Genomic DNA, 26,310 nt, shown 5'->3' with positions numbered 1-26,310 from the left:
CAAGACCTTCAGTGGATAGGGTGTTATGTCCGGAAAAGCGCAACAGCAGTCTCGTATCAAAGAGTTGATCACCCTTGGTCGTGAGCAGAAGTATCTGACTTACGCAGAGGTCAACGACCACCTGCCTGAGGATATTTCAGATCCTGAGCAGGTGGAAGACATCATCCGCATGATTAATGACATGGGGATCCCCGTACACGAGAGTGCTCCGGATGCGGACGCCCTTATGTTGGCCGACGCCGATACCGACGAGGCAGCCGCTGAAGAAGCCGCTGCCGCGTTGGCCGCGGTGGAGACCGACATCGGTCGCACGACTGACCCTGTGCGCATGTATATGCGCGAAATGGGTACCGTCGAGTTGCTGACACGTGAAGGCGAAATCGAAATCGCCAAGCGTATCGAAGAGGGCATCCGTGAAGTGATGGGCGCTATTGCGCACTTCCCTGGCACGGTTGACCACATTCTCTCCGAGTACACTCGCGTCACCACCGAAGGTGGCCGCCTGTCCGACGTCCTGAGCGGTTATATCGACCCGGACGACGGCATTGCGCCACCTGCCGCCGAAGTACCGCCGCCGGTTGATCCAAAAGCGCCGAAAGCGGACGACGATACCGACGAAGACGAGGCTGAAGCCAGCACCGACGACGAAGAAGAAGTCGAAAGCGGTCCGGACCCGGTCGTCGCTGCCCAGCGTTTCGGTGCGGTTTCCGATCAAATGGAAATCACCCGCAAAGCGCTGAAAAAGCATGGTCGTGGCAACAAGCAGGCCATTGCCGAGCTGTTGGCCTTGGCTGAGCTGTTCATGCCGATCAAGCTGGTGCCGAAGCAATTCGAAGGCCTGGTTGAACGGGTTCGTAGCGCCCTTGAGCGTCTGCGTGCACAAGAGCGTGCCATCATGCAGCTCTGTGTCCGTGATGCGCGCATGCCGCGTACCGACTTCCTGCGCCAGTTCCCGGGCAACGAAGTTGACGAAACCTGGAGTGACGCCCTGGCCAAAGGCAAGTCGAAATACGCCGAAGCCATTGGTCGCCTGCAGCCGGACATCATCCGTTGCCAGCAGAAACTGAGCGCACTGGAGGCCGAAACAGGCCTGACGATCGCCGAGATCAAGGACATCAACCGTCGCATGTCGATCGGTGAGGCCAAGGCCCGCCGCGCGAAGAAAGAGATGGTTGAAGCCAACTTGCGTCTGGTGATCTCCATCGCCAAGAAGTACACCAACCGCGGCCTGCAATTCCTCGACCTGATCCAGGAAGGCAACATCGGCCTGATGAAGGCTGTGGACAAGTTCGAATACCGTCGCGGCTACAAGTTCTCGACTTATGCCACCTGGTGGATCCGTCAGGCGATCACTCGCTCGATCGCCGACCAGGCCCGCACCATCCGTATTCCGGTGCACATGATCGAGACCATCAACAAGCTCAACCGTATTTCCCGGCAGATGTTGCAGGAAATGGGTCGCGAACCGACCCCGGAAGAGCTGGGCGAACGCATGGAAATGCCTGAGGATAAAATCCGCAAGGTATTGAAGATCGCTAAAGAGCCGATCTCCATGGAGACGCCGATTGGTGATGACGAAGACTCCCATCTGGGTGACTTCATCGAAGACTCGACCATGCAGTCGCCTATCGATGTCGCCACCGTTGAGAGCCTCAAGGAAGCGACTCGCGACGTACTCTCCGGCCTCACTGCCCGTGAAGCCAAGGTACTGCGCATGCGTTTCGGCATCGACATGAATACCGACCACACCCTCGAGGAAGTCGGTAAGCAGTTTGACGTGACCCGTGAGCGGATTCGTCAGATCGAAGCCAAGGCGCTGCGCAAGTTGCGCCACCCGACGCGAAGCGAGCATCTGCGCTCCTTCCTCGACGAGTGATACCAGAACCCCCGGCCCAGGCCGGGGGTTTTGCTTTCCAGCCATTTCTTTCTACACATTTACTCCCCCGCAACGCCCCGCCCTCGCAATGCCCGTCTACACTCGAGACATTCCCCGTGCCATAACGAGACCGTTATGCCCAGATTGCCGACCGTGATACTGCTGTCGCTGCTGACCTGGACCGCAACGGCTGGCGCGATGACTCTCACTGATGATGAGCGTAGCTGGCTGACGGACCATCAGGAGCTGCGCCTTGGGGTGGATGCGTCATGGCCACCCTTTGAATACCGTGATGAAAATGGCCGCTACCAGGGCCTGGCCGCCGATTATGTACGCCTGATCCAGGATCGCCTGGGCATCAGGGTCAAGTTGATCGAGCCGGCGAATTGGACCGCCGTGCTCGAACAAGCGCGCAACAATCAGCTCGATCTGCTACCCGGCGTCATGTCCACCCCGGAACGCCAGAGCTTCCTGGCCTTCACGCGCCCCTATATCGACTTTCCCATCGTGATACTGGCCCATGAAGGCGGCGCGAAACCACGCAGCCTCAAGGACTTGTACGGACTGAAAATCGCCGTGGTGGAAAACTACGCGCCCCATGAATTACTGCGCACCCACCACCCGGACCTCAATCTCGTCGCGATGCCTAACGTCACCTCCACGCTGCAGGCCCTGGCCATCGATGAAGTGGATGCGGTAGTCAGTGACCTGGCGTCCAGCGTCTGGAGCCTGCGCCAACTGAAACTCGATGGTTTGTACGTCAGCGGCGAAACGCCCTACCGCTATCAGTTGGCAATGGGCGTGCCACGGGATGAAAAAATACTGGTGGGCATCCTGGACAAGGTCCTCGCCGATCTCAGCCCAACCGAAACCGATGCGATCCAGCAGCACTGGGTGGGCAGTTTCAGCGATCACCGCACGTTCTGGGCAGATCTGTTGATGTACGGCCTGCCTGCGGTGTTGCTGCTGAGTACCGTGTTGGCCATAGTCATTCGAATCAATCGCCGGCTCAGCTCGGAAATTTCCCGCCGAGTGGCCCTTGAGCAGCAACTGCGCAGCAGCGAGTACCACTATCGCGGCCTGGTGGAGAGCCTGTCCGCCATCGCCTGGGAAGCCAGCATCAGCGATTTCACCTACAGCTACGTGTCGCCCCATGCTGAGGAACTGCTTGGCTACCCCCGCGCCCACTGGCTGATCCCCGGCTTCTGGCGCAACATCATTCACCCCGCCGACCTGGTGCGCGCCGAAACCTATTGCTACCGTGAAACCCGCGCCAACCGTGATCACAGCATCGACTACCGTGTCATCACCGCCGACGGCCGCTGCCTGTGGGTGCGCGACATTGTCAGCCTGATCAAATACGGCCCGGAACCGGTGCTGCGCGGCCTGATGATCGACATCAGCGAGGCCAAACGTACGGAAGAGGCACTGCTGCTGTCCGAGCAGAAGTTCGCCAAGGCGTTTCATGCCTCCCCCGACGGCTTGTTGCTGAGCCGTCAAAGCGATGGCCTGCTGATAGAAGTGAACGAAGGCTTCAGCCACCTGACCGGTTACACCAGCGCCACCTCGCTCGATCAATCAACCCTGGACCTCGGTATATGGGTCGACCTCAATGAACGTAAGCACATGCTGGAATTGATGAAGCGCGACGGCTTCGTGCGCGACTTCATCTGCCATATTCGCCACGTCGATGGTCGGATTCGCCTCTGCGAACTGTCCAGCCGCCCGATGCCCATCGGCGAAGACGACTGCATGCTGACCATCGCCCGCGACATCACCGAACGCCAGCAAATGCAGGAAAAACTGCAACAGGCCGCCACCGTGTTCGAGAGCACTGCCGAAGGCGTCTTGATCACCGACACGCGGCAGAACATCAGCGCCGTCAATCGCGCGTTCAGCGAAATCACGGGCTACAGCGAAGCCGAAGCGCTTGGCCACACCCCGCGCCTGCTCGCCTCCGGCCTGCACGACAGCGCCTTCTATGCCGCGATGTGGCACCAGTTGACGACCCAGGGACACTGGCAGGGCGAAATTTCCAACCGCCGCAAGAACGGTGAGCTCTACCCAAGCTGGCTCACCATCAGCGCGGTGCGCAATAGCGACCAGGTGGTCACCCACTTCGTCGCGGTATTTGCCGACATCTCCAGCCTCAAGCTCGCCCAGGCGCGTCTCGACTATCAGGCCCATCACGATCCATTGACCGGCCTGCCCAACCGCACGCTGTTTGAAAGCCGACTGCAAGCCGCCCTCAATGGCCAGCAGGAAAGCGGGAATCAGGGCGCCGTGCTGTTTCTCGACCTGGACCGCTTCAAACACATCAATGACAGCTTGGGCCACCCGGTCGGTGACCTGCTGCTCAAAGACATCGCCGTACGCCTCAAGGATCAACTGCGCGATATCGACACCGTCGCCCGCCTGGGCGGCGATGAATTCATCATCCTGCTGCCCGGCCTGCAACAGGCCAGTGACGCGCAATACCTGGCGAACAAACTGCTCGATTGCTTCACACCGCCCTTCCAGGCCGGCGAACACGAGTTCTTTATCAGCGCGAGTATCGGTACCAGCCTGTACCCACAGGACGGCACCGACGTCGCCACCCTGGTCAAAAACGCCGACGCCGCGATGTACCGCTCCAAAGCCAAGGGCCGCAACCGCGTTGAAAGCTACACCCGCGACCTGACGGCCCAGGCCAATGAACGCGTGGCGCTGGAGCACGAGCTGCGCCGCGCCATCGAACGTGAAGAATTGAGCCTGTACTACCAACCCAAACGCAGCCTGATCACCCACGAACTGATCGGCGCCGAAGCCTTGATTCGCTGGCACCACCCCACCTTCGGCGACGTTCCGCCCGAACACTTCATCGCCCTGGCCGAAGAGAACGGCACTATTTTGCAAATTGGCGATTGGGTACTGGAACAGGCCTGTCGACAGCTGCACGCATGGCAAGGCGCTTTCGAGGACTTCGGGCCGCTGTCGGTCAACCTCGCCGGCGCGCAGCTGCGTCACCCCAACCTGTTGTCGCGCATCGAACAACTGCTGCGCGATTACCGCCTGGAACCCGGCTGCCTGCAACTGGAGATCACCGAAAACTTCATCATGAGCCAGGCGGAAGAAGCACTAGCGGTGCTGCACCAGCTCAAAAGACTGGGCGTACAACTGGCAATCGATGATTTCGGTACCGGCTATTCGTCCCTCAGCTACCTCAAACGCCTGCCGCTGGACTTCCTCAAGATCGACCAATCCTTCGTCCGCGGCCTGCCCGACGACCCCCACGACGCCGCCATCGTGCGCGCCATCATCGCCCTCGGCCACAGCATGCAATTCACCATCATCGCCGAAGGCGTGGAGAACCCCGCACAGCAAGCATTCCTCGCCGCAGAAGGCTGTGAACAGATGCAAGGCTACATCGTCAGCCTGCCCCTGCCACCGGAGCTATTTGCCGAAACCTTCCTTCGTACACGGATGAGGGATTTTACGGATGGCACAGCGAGGAAACCGTCGTTATAATCCGCGTCCAGTTACAAGGGCCTATAGCTCAGTTGGTCAGAGCAGAGGACTCATAATCCTTTGGTCCACGGTTCAAGTCCGTGTGGGCCCACCACCTTCAAGGCCACGTATTACGTGGCCTTTGTCGTTTCTGCAGTAGACGAAACCTGACTGAAAATCGCCAGAAAATCTCTTCCGTCCACAAACCGCCCACACGGTTGAATTTTACTCATTGTTGAAGGTTTCCCCTCACCTCAACGGCGCAGCAAACGATCCAGCACCAACAGGGCCACTGCACCAATCGCGATGGCGGCAACCGGTTTTTCCTTAACGAAAGTCGATACGCTGTCCAGCGCATCGCCATAAGTCTGAGTCAGTTGCCCGGCAGCTTGGCGTCCAGCACCTTCGGCTTCCAGCTTCGAATCACCAAACAATTTACCCACGGCGCTCTGTGCCTTGCCGGCAAGCTTCTCTGTAACGCCTTCGACTTGTTCACTCTTCATAACTCACCAAACCTTTGCGTGTAAGTGGGAAACCCAGGGTCTGCCTGGGCCAGGGTTATCTGCAAATCTTTAGGGGGATGGGGGTTGGGATAAGTTCAAAGTAGATAGGCCGCCAGAGAGGCCAAACCACAGTTGCGGGTGGCACTTGAGCCAAAAAAAGCCGCGCATTGCGCGGCTTTCGTGTGTCTGGCATAGCGGTTCTGTAAGCCGAACCAAGCCTGTAACATGCATGCCCACTACCCCCGCACTGGAGCTTCTCCCCTTGCCCACCCTGGACGAAATCGATCGCCAACTGATCGCCGCGTTGCAGCTCAACGCTCGCGAAAGCGTGGCCATGCTTGCGCGGCAACTCGGCATTGCGCGTACCACGGTGACGTCGCGCCTGGCGCGCCTGGAGAAAACCCAGGTGATTACCGGTTATGGCGTGCGCCTGGGCCAGCGCTTGGCGGATGGCGGTTTGCAGGCTTATGTCGGGATTACCGTGCAGCCGCGCTCGGGCAAGGAAGTGCTGCGCAGGTTGAGTGCAATGGCTCAGGTCCAGCAGTTGTGCGCGGTGAGCGGTGAGTTTGATTATGTGGCGTGGCTGCGCACTGAGTCGCCGGAGCAGCTGGATCAATTGCTCGATCAGATCGGCAGTGTCGATGGTGTGGAGAAAACCACGACTTCGATCATTCTCAGTAACAAATTGGATCGCGGGCAACCTATCTGACCAAACAGCTCGTCATAATGACTAAAATAAGTGCAATCCGACGACACATTGCGTCTTATTAACGAGCGCGACGCTCCCTAAACTGGCTGCCATCTTTTCCTATACTCAACGGGCCCTCTCCCGCCGAGTCGTCAGTAAGGTCAGCCATGAGCATTCCGTCCAGCAGCATCGCCAAGCCCCATCGCCACCCCACTGACGGTAAAAAACCCATCACTATCTTCGGCCCGGATTTTCCGTTTGCCTTTGATGACTGGATCGAGCATCCCGCCGGCCTGGGCAGCATTCCTGCCGCCAATCACGGCGCTGAAGTGGCGATCGTGGGCGCCGGCATTGCGGGGCTGGTGGCGGCCTACGAACTGATGAAGCTGGGCTTGAAGCCGGTGGTGTACGAAGCCTCGAAGATGGGCGGTCGCCTGCGCTCCCAGGCTTTTGAAGGCGCCGAAGGGATTATCGCCGAGTTGGGTGGGATGCGTTTTCCAGTGTCGTCCACCGCCTTCTATCACTATGTGGACAAACTGGGCCTGGAAACCAAACCCTTCCCCAACCCGCTGACGCCGGCATCAGGCAGTACCGTCATCGATCTGGAAGGCCAGACCCACTACGCGCAAAAACTGTCCGACTTGCCTGCGCTATTCCAGGAAGTGGCCGACGCCTGGGCCGACGCCCTGGAAGCCGGTTCGCAGTTCAGCGATATCCAGCAAGCGATCCGCGACCGCGACGTGCCGCGCCTCAAGGCACTGTGGAATAAGCTGGTGCCGCTGTGGGACGACCGCACCTTCTATGACTTCGTCGCCACCTCCAAAGCGTTCGCCAAGCTGTCGTTCCATCATCGCGAAGTCTTCGGCCAGGTCGGTTTCGGCACCGGCGGCTGGGACTCGGACTTCCCCAACTCGATGCTGGAAATCTTCCGCGTGGTAATGACCAACTGTGACGACCATCAACACCTGGTGGTCGGCGGTGTGGCGCAAGTGCCCATGGGCATTTGGCGTCACGTACCCGAGCGCTGTGCCCACTGGCCAGCCGGCACCAGCCTGAGCTCATTGCACAGAGGCGCGCCACGGGCCGGGGTGAAGCGCATCGCCCACGCCGCCGACGGTCGTTTCGCCGTCACCGACAACTACGGTGACACCCGCGAGTACGCCGCCGTCCTGACCACCTGCCAAAGCTGGCTGCTGACCACCCAGATCGAATGCGACGAAACCCTGTTCTCGCAAAAAATGTGGATGGCCCTGGACCGCACTCGTTACATGCAGTCGTCGAAAACCTTCGTCATGGTCGACCGCCCGTTCTGGAAAGACAAAGACCCGCAAACCGGCCGCGACCTGATGAGCATGACCCTCACCGACCGCCTGACCCGTGGCACCTATCTGTTCGATAACGGCGACGACAAGCCGGGCGTGATCTGCCTGTCCTACTCGTGGATGAGCGACGCGCTGAAAATGCTGCCCCAGCCCATCGATAAGCGGGTCAAGCTGGCACTCGACGCGCTGGCCAAGATCTACCCGAAAGTCGACATCAAGGCGCGCATCATCGGCGACCCGATTACTGTGTCCTGGGAAGCCGACCCGCATTTCCTCGGCGCCTTCAAAGGCGCGTTGCCCGGCCACTATCGGTATAACCAGCGCATGTATGCGCACTTCATGCAGAAGGACATGCCCGCCGAGCAACGTGGGATTTTTATCGCCGGCGACGACGTTTCCTGGACACCGGCCTGGGTTGAAGGCGCGGTGCAGACCTCGCTGAACGCGGTGTGGGGCATCATGACCCACTTCGGCGGCAGCACCCACCCGGAAAACCCGGGGCCCGGCGATGTGTTTGACGAGATTGGGCCCATCGCCCTGCCCGAATAAGGAGCCTGACATGCGTGTCGCCCTGTACCAATGCCCGCCACTGCCGCTGGATGTCGCCGGAAATCTCACACGTCTGCGGCAACTGGCGCACGAAGCAGCGGGAGCCGATGTGCTCGTGTTGCCGGAGATGTTCCTCACGGGCTACAACATTGGCGCCGAGGCAGCAGGCGCCTTGGCCGAGGCTCAGAATGGCGAGTCTGCCCAAACCATTGCCGACATCGCGCAAAGTGCCGGGTTGGCGATTCTGTACGGTTATCCGGAGCGGACCGAGGATGGCCAGGTCTACAACGCCGTGCAGTTGATCGACGCCCATGGCACACGCCTGTGCAACTACCGCAAGACGCATCTGTTTGGCGATCTGGACCATTCGATGTTCAGCGCCGGTGACGACGACTTCCCGTTGGTGGAATTGAACGGCTGGAAGCTGGGTTTCCTGATTTGCTACGACCTGGAGTTCCCGGAAAACACGCGCCGCCTGGCCCTGGCCGGTGCCGAGTTGATCCTGGTGCCCACCGCCAATATGGTGCCGTTCGACTTTGTCGCCGACGTCACCGTGCGGGCGCGGGCGTTCGAGAACCAGTGTTTCGTGGCCTACGCCAATTACTGCGGGCACGAGGGTGATATTCACTACTGCGGCCAAAGCAGCATTGCCGCGCCCGATGGTCAGCGCATCGCCCAGGCGGGCCTGGATGAAACGTTGATCGTCGGCACGCTGGAGCGGCAAGCGATCCTCGACGCCCGCGCCGCCAATCACTACTTGCAGGACCGTCGCCCCGAGCTTTACGGCGCACTGCACAAGCCCTGACCCACCGGGTTTGCTAGCATAGGCACTTGCCCCGTTTCGGAAGTGCCCATGCCTGCGCCGGTTCACCCTCACCCTCTGCACCTGACTTTGGCCAATGGCCTGCACCTCTGCCTGCGCCCTGCGCCGCGCTTGAAGCGCTGCGCCGCCGTTTTACGCGTGGCGGCGGGCAGTCATGACGCGCCGTTGGCATGGCCGGGGCTGGCGCATTTTCTGGAGCACTTGTTGTTTCTGGGAACTGAGCGTTTTCCCGCAGGCGAAGGGCTGATGGCCTACGTGCAGCGCCATGGCGGGCAAGTGAATGCCAGTACCCGGGAGCGCGTCACCGAGTTCTTTTTCGAGCTGCCGGTGTCGACCTTCGACGAAGGGCTGGTGCGCTTGGCCGACATGCTGACGCACCCTCGCCTGGCCATTGACGACCAACTGCGCGAGCGCGAAGTGCTGCATGCGGAGTTCGTGGCCTGGTCTCAGGATGCCAAGGCGCAGCAACAGGTAGCCTTGCTAAAGGGCCTGGCCTCTGATCATCCGCTGCGCGGCTTTCATGCGGGCAATCGCGACAGCCTGCCAGTGGAACGTGAGACCTTTCAGCAGGCGCTGCGCGAATTTCATCAGCGCTTCTATCAGAGCGGGCAGATGACATTGAGCCTGGCCGGCCCGCAATCCCAGGAAGACCTGGAAGCGCTGGCGCAGCAATTCAGTACGCAGTTGAGCCCTGGCCCGCTGCATCCCCAGGCTGCGCCACCGGCGCTGATGGCCGGGCAAACGCGGGGCTATCAGCACGTTGCCGATCATCATCTGCACCAGGTCATCACCTGTGATGCACCGCGCGAAGCGCTGGCGTTTCTCTGTACCTGGCTCAACAGTGCGGCGCCGGGCGGCTTGCTCGCTGAACTCAAGGATCGACGCCTGGCAACGGCAGTGCACGCCTCGGTGCGGTATCACTTTGCCGGACAGGCCGTGCTGGATATCGACTTTACCCTCGACAGCCAAAGCGACTCGACCACACAGATCGAGGCGCTGTTGTACGACTGGCTGAGTTTTTTCGCACACAGCGACTGGACGCCGTTACGCGAAGAGTTCGCCTTGCTCAGTGCGCGCCAGCAGCAGGTCCAGGGCGCCCTGGCGCTGGCACGCAACGACACCGAAGATTTATCGGAGCAAAGCCTCGCAGCCCTCAGGGCCATGCTCGACGCCTTGCATCTGCGGCCTGCCACGCGCGGGTGGCAGCTTCCACCAAATAACCCGTTTCTGCGCCCGCCCGTCAAAGAAGAGCGGGCCGGCTTGATTCGCGGCCAAACCAGCGCCCACCGTGGCTTGCGTACATTCGCCCAGGATCGCTCACGGGGACGACGGGACCTGTCGGCGCTGACCTTCAGCCAGGCCTCGGCCAATGACACTGACGAAGGCGCACTGTACCTGCGCTGGCGATTTGACTGCGGCGTGCCTGCCGGTCTGGAAAACCTGTTGCAGCCGCTGCGCGAGCGTGCCGCTCAGGCGGGTGTCGAGTTGTGTTTCGAAACCATCGCCAATGACTGGCAGGTAAAAATGCTTGGCGTCCACGAACCCATGCCCGCCGTGCTCGAAGCGCTGGCGCACTGCTTGACCACTGCCGATGAACATCTGCCGCCACCGCCCTCGGCACCGATGATCGCCATCCGCGAACTGCTCAAGGCATTGCCCGGTTGCTGTGCCGGTGTTCAGCCAACGCCGCAGGCGACGCCAGACCCATGGGCCACCGCGCGTTGGCATGGGCTGGGCGCAGGTTTACCGGCAGCCTGTGAAGCGGCCATCAAAACCGCCTCGGCACGACTGCCTGGGCAGCCTGCACCGCTTCAGTATCCGCCTGAAAATCTTCAGGGCCAGCGTCTCTGGCACGAGATAAACACCGATTCCGGCGAAGCAGCGCTGTTGCTGTTCTGCCCGACACTCACCCAGGCCCTGAGCGATGAAGCCGCCTGGCGCTTGCTCGGTCATCTGCTTCAAGGGCCGTTCTATCAGCGCCTGCGCGTTGAACTAAAAATCGGCTACGCGGTTTTCAGCGGCATCCGACAGCTCAATGGGCAAACCGGCTTGCTGTTCGGCGTGCAGTCGCCCAGCGCTTCCCTGGATGAAATCGTCGAACAGGTGCAGACCTTTCTGGCACAACTGCCGTCATTGATCGAGCGCAGCACCGACATGGGTAACGAGGCGCTGGCGCAGCAATTCACGGTCCAGTCACTGCCTATCACCCAAGCCGCCGATTTGCTGTGGCACGCACACCTGGCGGGCCGCCCATCGGACTACCTGGAGCAATTACAAGATTTGATACAAACCCGCTCACGGGAAGATGTACAGCGCGCCGCTCAACAGCTGAACGACGCCACAGGCGGCTGGCGTTGCCTCGCCAACGGGCCGTGCGCCCGAGGGGCGTGGCACTCGGCCGATTGATCGTTGCCAACCCTGCAACAGGCTTTTTCTTTCAAGACAGCGCTAACTCGAAAAGAATTGCGTAATATTCACACGCAATATCTGAACATCTCCCATGGGAGGTGGACTATATGTACTACTTGGTAGTGAACATCCCCATCCCTTGATAGGAGTATGAATATGACCTGGTCCAAACCTGCCTACACCGATCTGCGCATCGGTTTCGAAGTCACCATGTACTTCGCCAGCCGTTAATTCGCTGGGTACTACAACGCCTCGGTTCGCCCGGGGCGTTTTTGTTTTGAGCTTTGCTGATGGAGCGACCATGTTTGTCCAGATTCTAGGTTCCGCCGCCGGCGGTGGCTTCCCGCAGTGGAACTGCAACTGCGTGAACTGCGCAGGTTTTCGTGATGGCAGCCTGCGGGCCCAGGCGCGTACCCAGTCGTCCATTGCGATTTCCGACGATGGTGTGAACTGGGTGCTGTGCAATGCGTCGCCGGACATCCGCGCGCAGTTGCAGGGGTTTGCGCCGATGCAACCGGGCCGCGCCCTGCGTGACACCGGCATCGGCGCGATCATCCTGATGGACAGCCAGATCGATCACACCACCGGCCTGCTGAGCCTGCGCGAGGGCTGTCCGCACCAGGTGTGGTGCACCGATATGGTCCATGAAGACCTGAGTACCGGCTTCCCGCTGTTCACCATGCTCACTCACTGGAACGGCGGCCTGGCCTGGAACCGTATCGAGCTGGACGCCAGCTTCACCATCAACGCGTGCCCCAACCTGCGCTTCACCCCGCTGCCGCTGCGCAGCGCGGCGCCGCCTTATTCGCCGCATCGCTTCGACCCGCACCCGGGCGACAACATCGGCCTGATCGTCGAAGACCTGCGCACCGGCGGCAAACTGTTCTACGCCCCAGGCCTGGGCAAGGTCGACGCGCCGCTGCTGGAGATCATGGCCGGCAGCGACTGCCTGCTGGTGGACGGCACGATGTGGGACGACGACGAAATGCAGCGCCGTGGCGTCGGCACTCGCACCGGCCGCGAAATGGGTCACCTGGCGCAGAACGGTCCTGGCGGTATGCTCGAAGTGCTGGAGCAGTTGCCAAAGCAGCGCAAAGTGCTTATCCACATCAACAACACCAACCCGATCCTCGATGAAGACTCCCCCGAGCGAGCCGAGCTGGTGCGGCGCAATGTCGAAGTAGCCTACGACGGCATGAGCATTGAGTTGTAGGAGACCTCAGATGACTGATACACCGATGACCCCTGAAGCATTCGAACAGGCCCTGCGCGCCAAAGGTGCCTTCTACCACATCCACCACCCGTACCATGTGGCGATGTACGACGGCCGCGCCACCCGCGAACAGATCCAGGGCTGGGTCGCCAACCGCTTCTACTATCAGGTGAACATTCCCCTGAAGGACGCCGCGATCCTGGCCAACTGCCCGGACCGGGAAATCCGCCGTGAATGGATCCAGCGCCTGCTCGATCACGATGGCGCGCCCGGAGAAGACGGCGGCATCGAAGCCTGGCTGCGCCTGGGCCAGGCCGTCGGCCTCGATCCCGACCAACTGCGCTCCCAGGAACTGGTGCTGCCCGGCGTACGTTTTGCGGTAGATGCCTACGTCAACTTCGCCCGCCGTGCCAGTTGGCAAGAGGCCGCCAGCAGTTCGTTGACCGAACTGTTCGCGCCGCAGATCCACCAGTCGCGCCTCGACAGCTGGCCGCAGCATTACCCGTGGATCGACCCGGCCGGCTATGAATATTTCCGCACCCGGCTGGGCCAGGCCCGTCGCGATGTGGAACACGGGTTGGCGATCACCCTGCAGCACTACACCACCCGTGAAGGCCAGGAGCGCATGCTCGAAATTCTCCAGTTCAAACTGGACATCCTGTGGAGCATGCTCGACGCCATGAGCATGGCCTACGAACTGAACCGCCCGCCATACCACAGCGTGACCGCAGAGCGGGTCTGGCATAAAGGGATCACCCTATGAGTTTTGATCGCAGCAAAAAACCGACCTGGCGCCCGGGTTATCGCTATCAGTACGAGCCCGCACAGAAAGGCCATGTGCTGCTCTACCCGGAAGGCATGATCAAGCTCAACGACAGCGCCGCGCTGATTGGTGGACTGATTGACGGCGAGCGCGACGTGGCCGCCATCATCGCCGAGCTGGACCAGCAATTCCCCGGCGTGCCGGAACTCGGTGATGACATCGAGCAATTCATGGAGGTCGCCCGTGCCGAGCACTGGATTACCCTTGCCTGAAAAACCCGCTATCGGCCTGCCGCTCTGGCTGCTCGCCGAGCTGACTTACCGCTGCCCGCTGCAGTGCCCGTACTGTTCCAACCCGCTGGATTTTGCCGAGCAGGGCAAGGAGTTGAGCACCGAACAGTGGATCAAGGTATTTCGCGAGGCCCGCGAGATGGGCGCCGCGCAGCTTGGGTTTTCCGGCGGTGAACCGCTGGTGCGCCAGGACCTGGCCGAGTTGATCGGTGAAGCACGCAAGCTGGGTTTCTACACCAACCTGATCACCTCCGGCATCGGCCTGACCGAACAGAAGATCAGCGACTTCAAAAAGGCCGGCCTGGACCATATCCAGATCAGCTTCCAGGCCAGCGACGAACAGGTCAACAACCTGCTGGCCGGTTCGAAGAAAGCCTTCGCGCAAAAGCTGGAAATGGCCCGCGCGGTGAAAGCCCACGGTTATCCCATGGTGCTGAACTTCGTCACCCATCGGCATAACATCGACAAGATCGACCGCATTATCGAGCTGTGCATCGCGCTCGAGGCGGACTTTGTCGAGCTTGCCACTTGCCAGTTCTACGGCTGGGCACAGCTCAACCGTGTGGGGTTATTGCCGACCCGGAAACAACTGGTGCGCGCCGAACGCATCACCAACGAATACCGCGCCAGGCTCGAAGCCGAAGGCCACCCGTGCAAGTTGATTTTTGTCACGCCGGATTACTACGAAGAACGCCCGAAAGCCTGCATGAATGGCTGGGGCAGTATTTTCCTGACAGTCACGCCGGACGGTACCGCCCTGCCCTGTCATGGTGCCCGACAGATGCCGGTGCAGTTTCCCAATGTGCGCGACCACAGCATGCAGCACATCTGGTACGACTCGTTCGGGTTCAACCGCTTTCGCGGCTACGACTGGATGCCCGAGCCGTGCCGTTCATGCGATGAGAAGGAAAAGGACTTCGGCGGCTGCCGCTGCCAGGCTTTCATGCTCACCGGGGATGCGAGTAACGCAGACCCGGTGTGCAGCAAGTCCGAGCAGCACGGCATTATCCTGCAAGCGCGGGAAGAAGCCGAACATGCCACCCAGACCATTGAACAGCTGGCGTTTCGCAATGAGCGCAATTCACGCCTCATCGCAAAAGGCTGAGGGCCTCAGCGCTTGGCGATGATGTACACGGCGTGAATGATGCCGGGGAAGTAACCGCACAGGGTCAGCAGGATGTTCAGCCAGAATGCGCCGCCAAATCCTACTTGCAGGAACACACCCAGTGGCGGCAGCAGAATGGCGATGATGATACGAATGATGTCCATGGGTCAGCTCCAGAAAATCGGCTCGTGTGAGCCGTGTAGCTAATCGACATTGGCGCTTCGTGAGGGTTCAGTGGTTTCTGGCATTGGGCCATCTCATGCCAGAATCTGCAGGCCATGCTTTTGAACAATGCTCAACAACTTGAGCGCCATGCCGCTGGGTTGTTTTTCGCCGGACTCCCACTGCTTAACAGTCGATGCGCTGGTGTTCAGGTAGCGCGCGAACACGGGCTGGCTGACGTGGCTGCTTTCACGCAAGTGTTTGATCTGCTCGGCTGGCATATGTGCAGGCACCGTTGCCAGACACGTTTCGTCGAACTCACGAAGCGTGGTTTTGCTGATGGCGCCAATTGTATAAAGCGCTTCGGCGGACTGGTGAATAGACTCAAGCGCCTCACTTTTATATTTCCTGGTCATGATGTATCTCCACAAACTCTTTTAAATCCAGCAATTGCTGAATCTGGACATGGTTTAAGTCTTCGTAGAGCTTGGCAAGCAACCGAAAGCCATCCAGTTCACGCTGACTGATATTGCTCTGACTCTGCTTGGCGAACAGCAATTGGTAGACCCAGTAGTGCCTGCCTTTAGCCAGGACAATGGAGCGATGGCGATTTTGGTTCAGCCGCTTCTTCCAAACGCCGCCGCCCAAATTTTCAGCCTGCCCGTTCAGTAAATCGCTGAATGCTTCTTTTAGCTCAGAATCGCTTATCCAAGCTTTGCTGGCTGCTTTCGCAAAATTCCGAGTTTTGAACAATCTGAGCTTCATGAAAATCCTTCTCGAAAACATACCACTCAGTGGTATAGATTAGAAGAGGGCGTTGGGCGCCCCCATCGACATTCCTTGCCGAAGCCCGCTAAAAAGCCATTGTTTCCGACGACGCACAAGCAACCTTTTCAGTCCAAAAATTACCCACGCAAAAAAACGCCCCCAGCCAAAAGAATCAGGCTGGAGGCGCCGCGTATCCCGCGAGACGGTTCAGGAAATGGGGTCAGACGGCAATGCCCTTGCGGCATTGCAGTTGGGCGGTGCGTACCCGAGAGAAGGCACGGGCCAGGCGCAGGAGCATTTCGTCAATGTGGTTCTTGCTGATGTTCAGGGCGGGGGTGAAACGCAGACAATCCGGCTGCGCAGCCGTGAGGATCAGGCCTTCGTGCAGCGCGGCCTTTACCACCGCAGCCGCGCAATCGTCCGACAGCGTCAGGCCCCATATCAGTCCGTTGCCGCGCAGTTGCCCATGCTCGTAACGGTAGGCCAGGCGGGCGAGGCCTTCTGCCAGGTAGAGGCCGGATTCGCGTACGTATTCGAGAAAGTCGTCGGTCAACACGGCATCGAGCACCGCGATCCCCGCTGCGGCCATCAGCGCATTGCCGTGATGGGTACCGTCCAGCTCGCCCGTTTCGAAGCAACAGGCGGTGCCGCGTGCCAGTAGCGCCGCCAAGGGCACGCCACCCCCCAGGCCTTTGCCGAGGGCAATGATGTCGGCGCGAATGCCATATTGCTGCTCGGCGAGCAGGCTGCCGCAGCGGCCGATCCCGGTTTGCACTTCATCGAGAATCAGCAGGATGCCCAGTTCGCGGCACAGACGTTCGACGCCCTTGAGGTAGTGTTCGGTCGCAGGGATGACACCGGCGGCGCTTTGGATCGGCTCCAGCATGATGGCGACGGTATGCGCATCGACGGCGGCGTGCAAAGCCGGCAGATCGTTGAAAGGTACATGACTGAAACCCGGCAATTGCGGCTCGAAACGGTTTTCCCAGGCAACGGCCGAAGCCGACATCGCGGCGAAACTCTGGCCGTGGCAGCCGTTGCTCACCGTAATGATGTGATAAGCGCCGCCGCGATGCAGTTGGCCCCATTTGCGCGCCAGTTTGATTGCGGCTTCGCAGGCCTGGGCACCGCTGTTGAGCAGGTAGGCCTGATCGCTGCCGGTGTGATGGCACAGGCGATCAACCAGGTCGAGCTGCGCCCGGTTGTACAAGCCCATGCCCGGGTTAATCACGGTTTGCATCTGTTCGGTGATGGCGTCGCGCACCGCTTGTGGGCTGTGGCCGAGGCTGTTGGCGCCGCAGCCCTGGCTGAAATCGAGGTAGGCACGGCCGTTACTGTCCGAAAGCCAGGCGCCTTGACCCTGGACAAACACTTCGCAGGGACGCGCGACAGTGGGCATCAGGCATTGGCTGGGAAAATCATCAGGCGGAGCATGAAGTACCAGGTCGTCAAGACTGGGCGCCGGACGCCGGAACAGGTTCACAGTTCAGCCCCGATAGCAACCGCACCTGGGTAGGTGTCGGGCACCAATAGCGCGACGCGGTGTTTTGTCTTGCCTATGTAAACGCCATTACCAAAAACGTGAGTCATTGCCCGATTCGGCCCTGTAAGCCCTGCGAATAGGCGCTAGACTAGGCCGCTCGGAGGCCAACGGCCATTTCGATTTTCCAGCTTTTTCGATAAGCAAATCTTATGGATTTCAAGCAACTGCGTTATTTCGTCGCGGTGTATGAGGAAGGCCACGTAGGGCGTGCCGCAGAGCGTCTGTCGATCTCCCAGCCAGCCTTGTCGCAGCAGGTTCGCCAACTGGAGCAGAACCTCGACGTGAGTCTGTTCGAACGCAGCAGCAAGCGCCTGCTCCCCACACTCGCCGCACACACGCTGTACAACCACGCCTTGCCCCTGATCGACGGCATGCAGCAAGCCGTGGAGGCGTTGCGTAACTTCAAGGGCCAGGCGATGCGCACCTTGGCCATCGGTGTGCTGCAAACCGTGCACACCAGCCTGGTGCCGCAAATGCTCGAGCGGGTGCGCAAGGCTCAACCGCACCTGGTCGTGCAGATCTACGAATTGACCGGGCTTGAGATCGAGCGGCGGCTGCTCAACGGCTCGCTGGACATCGGCATCAGCTACCTGCCACCCCGCCAACCGGGCCTGCATGGCGTGTTGTTGTACGAGGATGAATTGAAGGTGGTCATCCCTGAGCAACATCCCTTGCGGGAATTCAAGAAGGTCTCGCTGAAACAGGCAGCGGAGTTGCCGATGTTGCTGCTGGGGGAGGAATTCCAGGTACGGCAGATCTGGCAGGGTCAGTTGGCCAACCTGGGCCGACGCCCGCAGGTGCAGGCCGAGCTCAATACCATGGCGGGGATTCTCGACAGCCTGCCTCATACGCAGTTGGCCACTGTGTTGCCGGGGCGTTCCCAGGACGAACACAACAGCCAGTCGCTGCTGTGGAAACCCTTGAGCGAACCCAGGGTGCCGTTGAAAGTCGGTTTGGTGTGCCGTGACGTGCAGCGCCAGCAAGCGACGGTGGCGTTGCTGCGCACGTTGCTCGAAGACGTGATGAATGCCCCGCAGGCAGGCGCCTGACTTTTTCGCGGGCAAAAGAAAACCCCGCCGAAGCGGGGCTTTGCAGACTGTTTCCCTGACATCCATTTCACTCCGCCATCCTGGCAGAATCCTACGTGTCCGTGTTGTTGCTTTGCGCTTCCTGCGCGACGTCCATGTGAAGTAGATTATCCGTGGATCCAATTTGGCGATAGAGGACGATTAGCAGCACGTCATGTAAGAGATTGCTTACACGCACGCTTCGCCCCTAGAACAGTGCTTCATCCATCAGGAACAGCGACTCGCTACCGGCTTTCACCGACGCGCTCAACGAATGAATACGCGGCAACAGGCGCGCAAAGTAAAAGCGCGCCGTGCCCAGCTTGCTGGCATAGAAATCGTCTTCGGTCTCTTTGCCCAACGCGGCCTTGGCCATGCGTGCCCACATATAGGCATACGCCATGTAACCAAACGCGTGCAGGTATTCCACCGATGCCGCGCCGATTTCATTCGGATTGGTTTTGGCACGGTCCAGCACCCAGGCGGTCAATTCATCCAGGCTGTCCACCGCCGCGCCGAGCGGGCGGGTGAACTCGCCCAGTTGCGCGCCGGCACTGGCGATGAACTGGCGGATCTCATCGGCGAACAAGGTGTAGAACGCACCGCCGCTGCCGACAATCTTGCGGCCCATCAAATCCAGTGCCTGGATACCATTGGTGCCTTCGTAGATCTGGGTAATGCGCACGTCACGCACCAATTGCTCCTGACCCCACTCGCGAATGTAGCCGTGGCCACCGAACACTTGCTGGCCGAGCACGGTGGTTTCCAGGCCCAGGTCGCTGAGAAACGCCTTGGCGACCGGCGTCAGCAGCGCCACCAGGTTGTCGGCGCGCTCACGGGCAGCAGCGTCTTCGCTGAACTTGGCGATGTCCAACTGCGTGGCCACATAGGTGGAGAACGCACGACCGCCCTCGTTCGCCGCTTTCATGGTCAGCAGCATGCGGCGCACGTCCGGGTGCACGATGATCGGATCGGCCGGTTTATCCTTGGCTTGGGCGCCCAATGGCGAACGGCTCTGCACCCGATCGCGGGCATATTCAATCGCGTTCTGATAGGAGCGCTCGCCGGAAGCCAGGCCCTGGATACCTACCCCCAGGCGCTCGTAGTTCATCATGGTGAACATCGCCGCCAAGCCACGGTCGGGCTCACCGACGAGGTAGCCGACGGCTTCGTCGAAGTTCATCACGCACGTCGCGGAGGCCTGGATGCCCATCTTGTGTTCGATCGAGCCGCAGGTCACCGGGTTGCGGGCACCGAGGCTGCCGTCGGCATTCACCATGAACTTGGGGACCAGGAACAGCGAGATGCCCTTGGGCCCCGCCGGTGCGTCAGGAAGCTTGGCCAACACCAGGTGGATGATGTTTTCGGTCAGGTCGTGTTCACCGCCGGTAATGAAAATCTTGGTGCCGCTGACTTTGTAGGAACCATCCGCCTGCGGCTCGGCCTTGGTGCGAATCATGCCCAGGTCGGTACCGGCATGGGCTTCGGTCAGGCACATGGAACCGGCCCATTCGCCGGAATACATCTTCGGCAGGTAGGTGGCCTTGAGTTCGTCGCTGGCGTGGGTATTGATCGACACGCAAGCGCCCGAGGTCAACATCGGGTACAGGCCGAACGCCAGGCTGGACGAATTGATCATCTCCTCGACCTGCGCCGACACCGCCTTGGGCATGCCCATGCCGCCGTACGCCGGGTCGCCGCCGACGCCCACCCAGCCGCCTTCGGCATAGGTCGCGTAAGCCTGTGGGAAACCGTCCGGCGTGCTGACGACACTGTCCACCCAGCGGCAGCCTTGCTCATCGCCGCCACGGCTTAACGGCGCGATGGACTTGGCGGTGACCTTGCCGGCCTCTTCGAGGATGGCTTCAACGGTTTCGGCGTCAACCGTGTCTGCCAGGGCAGGCAACTGCGCCCAGGTGGTGGCGACGTCAAAAACTTCGTTGAGGACGAAGCGCATATCACGCAACGGCGCTTTGTAATCAGCCATGGCAAACCTCGTGAGAACGTGAAAAGTGATTCGATAGGATCGGTTTTACAGGCTCCGAGTGTACCCGAACAACGTTTAAGACACATAGGGTCCGTTCGTGACCGACAAGTATTTGTAAGTCACGAACCAGGCTGTTGCCGCACGTTTACAATGCGAATGCCTGCGCCGGCAGGCTCATCAGGCATTCGCTGCCCGCCTCCACGGCAGCCCTGTGCATCGTGGTGCGCGGTAACAGGCGCTTGAAATAAAAGTCACACGTGGCCTGCTTGGCCTGGGCAAACCCTGGGTCGTCGTGCGCCTGCGCCGCAATCGCCATGCGCAACCACAGGTAGGCGAGGATGATGTAGCCGCTGTACATCAGGTAGTCCATGGCCGCCGCTCCCACTTCGTCGGGATTGCTCATCGCTGCCGTACCGACCTTCAACGTCAGCTCACCCCATTGCTGGTTCAACTGGTTGAGCTGTTCGACATGGGCCTTGAGTTGCGCATGCTCGGCATGGGCGGCGCAGAACTTATGCACGATTCTGGTAAAGCCGCGCAGCAACTTGCCCTGGCTGCCCAGCACCTTGCGCCCCAGCAGATCGAGCGCCTGGATGCCGTTGGTGCCTTCGTAGATCGGCGCAATCCGCGCATCACGCGCCAGTTGCTCCATGCCCCACTCGCGAATATAGCCATGGCCGCCGAACACCTGCATACCGTGGTTGGTCACCTCCAGCCCGGTTTCGGTCATGAAGGCTTTGCAGATCGGCGTGAGGAAGGCCAACAGGTCCTCGGCCTCCTGGCGCTGGCAGGCGTCGCTGCTCAGGTGCGCGGTATCGAGCAACTGGGCGGTGAAGTAGGTCAGCGCACGATTGCCTTCGTTGAAGGCTTTCATGGTCAGCAACATGCGGCGTACATCGGCATGCACGATGATCGGGTCGGCGGGTTTGTCCGGGGCCTTGGCGCCGGTCAGCGAGCGCATTTGCAGGCGCTCCCCGGCATATTTGATCGCGCCCTGAAAGCTTGCCTCGCCATTGCACAGCCCCTGCATCCCGGTGCCCAGGCGTGCGTGGTTCATCATGGTGAACATGCAGTTGAGGCCTTTGTTGGCTTCGCCAATCAGGAAACCCCTGGCGCCGTCGAAGTTCAGCACACAGGTGGCCGAAGCCTTGATGCCCATCTTGTGTTCGATGGAGCCGCACTGCACGGCGTTGCGTTCGCCGGAATCGGCATGAAACTTGGGCACGATGAACAACGAGATGCCTTTGGTCCCCGCCGGTGCATCCGGCAGCTTGGCCAGCACCAGATGGATGATATTGGCACTCATGTCGTGCTCACCGGCCGAGATGAAGATCTTGCTGCCGGTGAGTGCATAACTGCCATCGGCCTGGGGAACCGCGCGGGTCTTGATCAAACCCAGGTCGGTGCCGCAGTGGGCCTCGGTCAGGCACATGGTGCCGGTCCACTCGCCGGCGGTGAGTTTGTGCAGGTACGTGGCTTTCTGTTCGTCGGTGCCGTGGGCGTGGATCGCCGACATTGCGCCGTGAGTCAGGCCCGGGTACATGCCCCAGGACGTATTGCTGGAGCCGATCATCTCGCTCAGCACCAGCCCGAGGGACTGCGGCAACCCCTGGCCGCCGTAGGCCGGGTCCGCTGCCACGCCGTGCCAGCCGCCTTCGACGTACTGGGCGAAGGCTTGCTTGAAGCCCTTGGGTGTGGTCACGACGCCATTGTCGAAATGGCAGCCCTCCTCGTCGCCGCTGCGATTGAGCGGCGCGAGGACGTTTTCGCAGAACTTCGCGCCTTCTTCGAGAATCGCACTGACCATGTCGGGGCTGGCGTCCGTCGCGCCCAGGGCCGCGTAGTGACCATGGAAATCGAACACGTTATCGATCAGAAAGCGCATGTCGCGCAGGGGAGCTTTGTACTCAGGCATGGCGATGTCTCCGGCGGCAGATAGACTCAACCTACTGCCGGCCAACGCCGCGAACAATCACTGTAGCGCTGCTGAATACAGCGCCATTACTCAACCGGCAGCGTTTTCCATGCGCACGGCGCCGCGACGGTTCTGCCCGGCCGCGATCACGCAATTGCGCCCGGCGCCCTTGGCGGCATAGAGCGCCTGATCGGCGCACTTGAGCACTTCTTCAGGACTACGCTGCTCGGCCTGACGCTCGGCCACGCCGATGCTGACCGTCACCGACACACTGGACGCACCACTGGCGGCCCGACGCTGGCGACCTTGATGGTCGTCATTGGGGCGGTCCGGGTTGCGCAACTTGATCGCATAGGTGGCTATGCTTTCGCGGATCGCCTCCAGGTGCGGCAGGCATTCATCCAGGCTCTTGCCGGCAAACACCACGGCGAACTCTTCACCGCCGTAACGGTAGGCGCGCCCGCCGCCGCTGACCTTGGACAGTTTGCTCGCCACCAGGCGCAACACCTGGTCGCCCACGTCATGGCCGTGGGTATCGTTGAAACGCTTGAAGTGGTCCACATCGCTCATCGCCAACACATAGTTGCGCCCCAGCCGCTGCATGCGTTCGTTCAGGGCGCGGCGGCCCGGCAAGCCGGTCAGCTCATCGCGAAAGGCCATTTGATACGCCTCATGCGCCACACCGGCAGCGATCATCAGCATCACCTGGCTGCACATGATGTTGAGCGTAAACGGCAGGATGAAGGTTTGCGGCAGCATCCAGAACATCCCCAGCAACCCCACCAATTGCGCAGCGTGCAGCGGGCGCGGCTGATACCAGTACTGGGCGGCCAGGGTGATAAAGCCAATCAGAAACATCGGGTATGAAAGCTGGATCAAGCTCATCCACGCGCCATGCAGCGCCGGCCAGCGAATCTCGGCCAGCCAGTCCAGCACGCCCTGTGGGTAACGTTGCTCCAGCGCAAACGCCACGCTGCCGACGGCCAACAGCACCGCGCAACGTGCGACGAAGTCACGGAACAGGTGAGTCTTTTCCTGCCACAGCGCGTACACGCTGAACAGCAACGGCAGCAGCAGGCAGCACAGGTGAAACACGACGGCGGCGTCTTCGCGCACGCGACCATTGTCGCGGTAGAAATCGGTCTGGGTGTCCAGCAGGAAATAGACGACGTACACCGTGACCATCAGGAACAACTCACGCTGGCGCCGATACACCGCGCAGTACGCTCCGCCGAGCAACAGCACCAGGGTCGGCAGCACGTTGAACAGCGAGGTGAAGAAAACGTTGAGGTCCTTGAGATAAGCAGCCGAGAGCCCAGCCATCAACAGCAGCAACGAGGGTAGGAAATGACTGAACCGCACAGCGGACACGCGTAACAAGGGTAGAACTCCGACCCGCAAAAAGTAATGGCATGGTGCTTCTACACAGCCAGTTAAACACAACCCGTCCGACCTGTATCACATTGCCATCACTGTAACGGCACGCTTCATTAAAGCCTTAGCGTCAGCGCGCATTTTTCGGATCGGCACAGAACGCATGTGGGGAGGGGCTTGCTCCCGATTGCGGTATGTCAGCTACACGATTTGGCGGCTGTCACACTGCAATCGGGAGCAAGCCCCCTCCCACATTCACCGCATTTCAATGCTTGGTCAGCGGCCTTCGCACACACAAAAAAAACCGCTTCCCCGGAAGGAAGCGGTTTTTCTGAACCCGGTAAGGCTTAGTAAGCCAGGCCGAAGTCTTCTTCTTTCATGTCCATCAGGTTTTTGGCGCCCGACAGCATGGTCGCTACATGGGTGCGGGTACGCGGCAGGATGCGCTGGAAGTAGAAGCGCGCGGTCTGCAGCTTGGCGGTGTAGAACGCCTCTTCGCTGGTGCCGGCGGCCAGTTTCTCGGCAGCCAGGCGCGCCATGTCGGCCCAGAAGTAAGCCAGGCATGCGTAGCCGGAGTACATCAGGTAGTCCACCGAGGCGGCACCGACTTCTTCACGGTCTTTCATCGCGGCCATGCCGACCTTCATGGTCAACTCGCCCCACTCTTTGTTCAGCGCCGCCAGCGGTGCAACGAATTCCTTGACGGCTTCGTTGCCTTCGTTGGCCTGGCAGAACTTGTGCACGATCTTGGTGAAACCCTTGAGCGCTTCGCCCTGGGTCATCAGCACTTTACGGCCGAGCAGGTCCAGGGCCTGGATACCGGTGGTGCCTTCGTACAGCATCGAAATGCGGCTGTCGCGAACGTTCTGCTCCATGCCCCACTCGGCGATGAAGCCGTGACCGCCGTAGATCTGTACGCCGTGGTTGGCAGACTCGAAACCGACTTCGGTCATGAACGCCTTGGCGATCGGGGTCATGAAGGCCAGCAGGCCATCGGCCTGTTTCTTGGCTTCGTCATCGGTGCCGTACTTGACGATGTCCACTTGCTTGGCGGTGAAGTACACCATCGCACGGTTGCCTTCAGCAAAGGCTTTCATGGTCAGCAGCATGCGGCGCACGTCAGGGTGCACGATGATCGGGTCGGCGGCTTTTTCCGGCGCTTTCGGGCCGGTCAGGGAACGCATTTGCAGGCGGTCACGCGCATATTTCAGGCCACCCTGGAAACCGATCTCGGCGTGGGCCAGGCCTTGCAGCGCGGTCCCCAGGCGAGCGGTGTTCATGAAGGTGAACATGCAATTCAGGCCTTTGTTCGCCGGGCCGATCAGGTAACCGGTGGCCGCGTCGAAGTTCATCACGCAGGTGGCGTTGCCGTGGATGCCCATCTTGTGCTCCAGGGAGCCACAGGTCACCGCGTTGCGCTCACCGATCGAGCCATCGGCGTTGGGCAGGAATTTGGGCACGATAAACAGCGAGATACCCTTGGTACCGGCCGGTGCATCCGGCAGGCGCGCCAGCACGATGTGGACGATGTTGTCGGCCATGTCGTGCTCACCGGCCGAGATGAAGATCTTGGTGCCGGAGACTTTGTAGGAACCGTCAGCCTGAGGTTCGGCCTTGGTGCGCAGCATGCCCAGGTCGGTGCCGCAGTGCGGCTCGGTCAGGCACATGGTGCCGGTCCACTCGCCCGACACCAGCTTGGTCAGGTAGGCCTCTTGCTGCTCCGGCGTGCCGTGCTCGGAAATAGTGTTCATCGCGCCGTGGGACAGGCCTGGGTACATGCCCCACGACCAGTTGGCTTCGCCGACCATTTCACTCACGGCAAGGCCCAGGGACTCCGGCAGGCCTTGTCCACCGTGCTCCACGTCATGGGCCAGGCTTGGCCAGCCGCCTTCGACGAACTGTTTGTAGGCTTCTTTGAAACCGGCAGGGGTTTTAACGCCTGACTCGCTCCAGGTACACCCTTCGATGTCACCCACGCGGTTCAGCGGCGCCAGCACTTGCTCACAGAACTTGGCGCCTTCTTCGAGAATGGCGTCAACCATGTCCGGGGTAGCGTCCTGGCAAGCCGGCAGGCTCTGATAGTGCGCTTCATAACCGAGCAGTTCGTCACGAACGAAGCGAATATCACGCAAGGGGGCCTTGTAGTCAGGCATAGCGATAAACCTCTGCTGATGTATCTGGGATGAGCAACCGCGTGAAAGGATGATGGCGGTCAAACAGGTGTTTGAAACATACGTTTACGACCTTGGGTTGTCAAGCGTCGGCCCGATGCCGTTTGTCTTGATGCGGGTCAATGGCGCGCACAGCAAAGCCCGTGGCGTGATGCCACATGATTAGGGAGTGTAGGAGTTAAGCGAGAGGGCACAAAACAAATGTGGGAGGGGGCTTGCCCCCGATGGCGGCCTCAGGGCTGGCCAGTATCTTGGATCAGACCGAGTACATATCCGTTATTTAGGTCACGGCCACT

21 protein-coding genes and 1 tRNA gene are annotated in these 26,310 nt (G+C 60.4%); 13 read left to right on the top strand and 9 right to left on the bottom strand.

All coding sequences use genetic code 11. The features are described 5' to 3' along the window. Window positions 1-25 precede the first annotated feature (25 nt). The 3 genes from rpoD to BFP89_RS10945 all read left to right on the top strand — a co-directional run bounded on the left by rpoD (window position 26) and on the right by BFP89_RS10945 (window position 5,477). Window positions 26-1,876: an RNA polymerase sigma factor RpoD gene (rpoD, locus tag BFP89_RS10955; protein ID WP_065885494.1), complete on the top strand. Its 1,851-nt coding sequence runs from the start codon at window positions 26-28 to the stop codon at window positions 1,874-1,876. A gap of 135 nt (window positions 1,877-2,011) precedes the next feature. Beyond that, window positions 2,012-5,383, top strand: coding sequence for a bifunctional diguanylate cyclase/phosphodiesterase (locus BFP89_RS10950; protein WP_065885493.1), 3,372 nt, complete (start codon window positions 2,012-2,014; stop codon window positions 5,381-5,383). A gap of 17 nt (window positions 5,384-5,400) precedes the next feature. Next, a tRNA-Ile gene (locus BFP89_RS10945) sits at window positions 5,401-5,477 on the top strand. A gap of 139 nt (window positions 5,478-5,616) precedes the next feature. On the opposite strand, the gene BFP89_RS10940 is transcribed toward BFP89_RS10945, so the two are convergent. After that, a complete protein-coding gene (locus BFP89_RS10940) occupies window positions 5,617-5,865 on the bottom strand; it encodes a CsbD family protein (protein ID WP_065885492.1) in 249 nt (82 codons plus the stop codon). Between the two features lie 262 nt (window positions 5,866-6,127). Between BFP89_RS10940 and BFP89_RS10935 the strand changes: the two genes are divergently transcribed. The 9 genes from BFP89_RS10935 (at window position 6,128) to pqqE (ending at window position 15,027) form a co-directional block, all read left to right on the top strand. Continuing rightward, window positions 6,128-6,574 carry an Lrp/AsnC family transcriptional regulator gene (locus BFP89_RS10935; RefSeq protein ID WP_065885491.1) on the top strand — a complete coding sequence of 149 codons (447 nt, stop codon included), beginning with the start codon at window positions 6,128-6,130 and terminating at the stop codon, window positions 6,572-6,574. A 167-nt stretch (window positions 6,575-6,741) separates the two neighbouring features. After that, window positions 6,742-8,424: a flavin monoamine oxidase family protein gene (locus tag BFP89_RS10930; protein WP_065885542.1), complete on the top strand. Its 1,683-nt coding sequence runs from the start codon at window positions 6,742-6,744 to the stop codon at window positions 8,422-8,424. 10 nt (window positions 8,425-8,434) lie between these two features. Further along, on the top strand, window positions 8,435-9,229 hold the full coding sequence (locus tag BFP89_RS10925) for a carbon-nitrogen hydrolase family protein (RefSeq protein WP_065885490.1): 795 nt from the start codon (window positions 8,435-8,437) through the stop codon (window positions 9,227-9,229). A 48-nt stretch (window positions 9,230-9,277) separates the two neighbouring features. Next, a complete protein-coding gene (pqqF, locus tag BFP89_RS10920; protein WP_065885489.1) occupies window positions 9,278-11,653 on the top strand; it encodes a pyrroloquinoline quinone biosynthesis protein PqqF in 2,376 nt (791 codons plus the stop codon). A gap of 159 nt (window positions 11,654-11,812) precedes the next feature. Continuing rightward, window positions 11,813-11,887 (top strand): pyrroloquinoline quinone precursor peptide PqqA, encoded by a 75-nt coding sequence (pqqA, locus tag BFP89_RS10915; RefSeq protein WP_003194766.1) that lies wholly within the window; start codon window positions 11,813-11,815, stop codon window positions 11,885-11,887. A gap of 70 nt (window positions 11,888-11,957) precedes the next feature. Beyond that, window positions 11,958-12,869 carry a pyrroloquinoline quinone biosynthesis protein PqqB gene (pqqB, locus tag BFP89_RS10910; protein WP_065885488.1) on the top strand — a complete coding sequence of 304 codons (912 nt, stop codon included), beginning with the start codon at window positions 11,958-11,960 and terminating at the stop codon, window positions 12,867-12,869. Window positions 12,870-12,879: 10 nt separating this feature from the next. Beyond that, entirely contained in the window at window positions 12,880-13,632 is a 753-nt protein-coding gene (gene pqqC / locus BFP89_RS10905) for a pyrroloquinoline-quinone synthase PqqC (RefSeq protein ID WP_065885487.1), read from the top strand. Continuing rightward, the gene (gene pqqD, locus BFP89_RS10900; protein ID WP_065885486.1) at window positions 13,629-13,904 is read left to right on the top strand and encodes a pyrroloquinoline quinone biosynthesis peptide chaperone PqqD; all 276 of its coding nucleotides are present in this window, start codon (window positions 13,629-13,631) and stop codon (window positions 13,902-13,904) included. Before pqqC ends, pqqD begins: the two co-directional genes overlap by 4 nt. Then, window positions 13,846-15,027, top strand: a complete 1,182-nt coding sequence (gene pqqE / locus BFP89_RS10895; RefSeq protein WP_065885485.1) for a pyrroloquinoline quinone biosynthesis protein PqqE — start codon at window positions 13,846-13,848, stop codon at window positions 15,025-15,027. The genes pqqD and pqqE overlap by 59 nt, the downstream gene beginning before the upstream one ends. A gap of 5 nt (window positions 15,028-15,032) precedes the next feature. Here pqqE and BFP89_RS10890 read toward each other — a convergent pair whose 3' ends face one another. The 4 genes from BFP89_RS10890 to BFP89_RS10875 form a co-directional block, all read right to left on the bottom strand. After that, window positions 15,033-15,191, bottom strand: a complete 159-nt coding sequence (locus BFP89_RS10890; protein WP_003194776.1) for a YqaE/Pmp3 family membrane protein — start codon at window positions 15,189-15,191, stop codon at window positions 15,033-15,035. A 93-nt stretch (window positions 15,192-15,284) separates the two neighbouring features. Further along, the gene (locus BFP89_RS10885) at window positions 15,285-15,605 is read right to left on the bottom strand and encodes a helix-turn-helix domain-containing protein (protein ID WP_065885484.1); all 321 of its coding nucleotides are present in this window, start codon (window positions 15,603-15,605) and stop codon (window positions 15,285-15,287) included. Then, window positions 15,589-15,954 carry a type II toxin-antitoxin system RelE/ParE family toxin gene (locus tag BFP89_RS10880; protein ID WP_065885483.1) on the bottom strand — a complete coding sequence of 122 codons (366 nt, stop codon included), beginning with the start codon at window positions 15,952-15,954 and terminating at the stop codon, window positions 15,589-15,591. The genes BFP89_RS10885 and BFP89_RS10880 overlap by 17 nt, the downstream gene beginning before the upstream one ends. A 223-nt stretch (window positions 15,955-16,177) precedes the next feature. Then, a complete protein-coding gene (locus tag BFP89_RS10875) occupies window positions 16,178-17,440 on the bottom strand; it encodes an aspartate aminotransferase family protein (RefSeq protein ID WP_065885482.1) in 1,263 nt (420 codons plus the stop codon). A gap of 209 nt (window positions 17,441-17,649) precedes the next feature. Between BFP89_RS10875 and BFP89_RS10870 the strand changes: the two genes are divergently transcribed. Next, a complete protein-coding gene (locus tag BFP89_RS10870; protein ID WP_065885481.1) occupies window positions 17,650-18,549 on the top strand; it encodes a LysR family transcriptional regulator in 900 nt (299 codons plus the stop codon). Between the two features lie 226 nt (window positions 18,550-18,775). Here BFP89_RS10870 and BFP89_RS10865 read toward each other — a convergent pair whose 3' ends face one another. The 4 genes from BFP89_RS10865 to BFP89_RS10850 form a co-directional block, all read right to left on the bottom strand. Next, entirely contained in the window at window positions 18,776-20,554 is a 1,779-nt protein-coding gene (locus BFP89_RS10865) for an acyl-CoA dehydrogenase C-terminal domain-containing protein (RefSeq protein ID WP_065885480.1), read from the bottom strand. Window positions 20,555-20,699: 145 nt separating this feature from the next. Then, entirely contained in the window at window positions 20,700-22,469 is a 1,770-nt protein-coding gene (locus BFP89_RS10860; RefSeq protein ID WP_065885479.1) for an acyl-CoA dehydrogenase C-terminal domain-containing protein, read from the bottom strand. A gap of 90 nt (window positions 22,470-22,559) precedes the next feature. Next, window positions 22,560-23,849, bottom strand: coding sequence for a GGDEF domain-containing protein (locus tag BFP89_RS10855; RefSeq protein ID WP_065885478.1), 1,290 nt, complete (start codon window positions 23,847-23,849; stop codon window positions 22,560-22,562). Window positions 23,850-24,190: 341 nt separating this feature from the next. Further along, window positions 24,191-25,996 carry a phenylacyl-CoA dehydrogenase gene (locus tag BFP89_RS10850; protein WP_065885477.1) on the bottom strand — a complete coding sequence of 602 codons (1,806 nt, stop codon included), beginning with the start codon at window positions 25,994-25,996 and terminating at the stop codon, window positions 24,191-24,193. Window positions 25,997-26,310: the final 314 nt, after the last annotated feature.

The sequence above is a fragment of the Pseudomonas sp. 31 R 17 genome (assembly GCF_900004915.1).
GTDB classification, from domain to species: domain Bacteria; phylum Pseudomonadota; class Gammaproteobacteria; order Pseudomonadales; family Pseudomonadaceae; genus Aquipseudomonas; species Aquipseudomonas orientalis_A.
The sequence above is the reverse complement of the archived record's forward strand: the minus strand, read 5'-3'. Positions and strand labels throughout refer to the sequence as shown.